This window comes from Burkholderia sp. GW821-FHT14F03 (assembly GCF_058803765.1).
In genome coordinates, this window is record NZ_JBXAPG010000138.1 from 1 (window position 1) to 770 (window position 770).

Annotated in this window: 1 rRNA gene; it reads right to left on the minus strand. The window is 52.6% G+C overall.

The window, feature by feature from the left end:
* Positions 1–582: ribosomal RNA gene (locus AC1RQF_RS33390) — 16S ribosomal RNA — on the minus strand; the annotation flags it as partial.
* Between the last annotated feature and the right edge of the window lie 188 nt (positions 583–770).

Consider the following 770-nt stretch of genomic DNA (forward strand, 5'->3'; position numbering starts at 1 on the left):
GCCTGCGCACGCTTTACGCCCAGTAATTCCGATTAACGCTCGCACCCTACGTATTACCGCGGCTGCTGGCACGTAGTTAGCCGGTGCTTATTCTTCCGGTACCGTCATCCCCCCGGGGTATTAGCCCAAAGGATTTCTTTCCGGACAAAAGTGCTTTACAACCCGAAGGCCTTCTTCACACACGCGGCATTGCTGGATCAGGGTTTCCCCCATTGTCCAAAATTCCCCACTGCTGCCTCCCGTAGGAGTCTGGGCCGTGTCTCAGTCCCAGTGTGGCTGATCGTCCTCTCAGACCAGCTACTGATCGTCGCCTTGGTAGGCCTTTACCCCACCAACTAGCTAATCAGCCATCGGCCAACCCTATAGCGCGAGGTCCGAAGATCCCCCGCTTTCATCCGTAGATCGTATGCGGTATTAATCCGGCTTTCGCCGGGCTATCCCCCACTACAGGACATGTTCCGATGTATTACTCACCCGTTCGCCACTCGCCACCAGGTGCAAGCACCCGTGCTGCCGTTCGACTTGCATGTGTAAGGCATGCCGCCAGCGTTCAATCTGAGCCAGGATCAAACTCTTCAGTTCAAACCTGTTACTGTTTTTCGGTTTCGTTAGAAACCGGTCGCTCACTCAAAGCTGACAGGTATATGAATTGCTTCATAAACCTGACTTACTTTAGTGTGAGACTCTTGATACTTTTGCTTGATCCGATCCGAAGATCAGACTCGCATCCCATCAAGCGCCCACACTTATCGGCTGTTAATTTTTAAAGA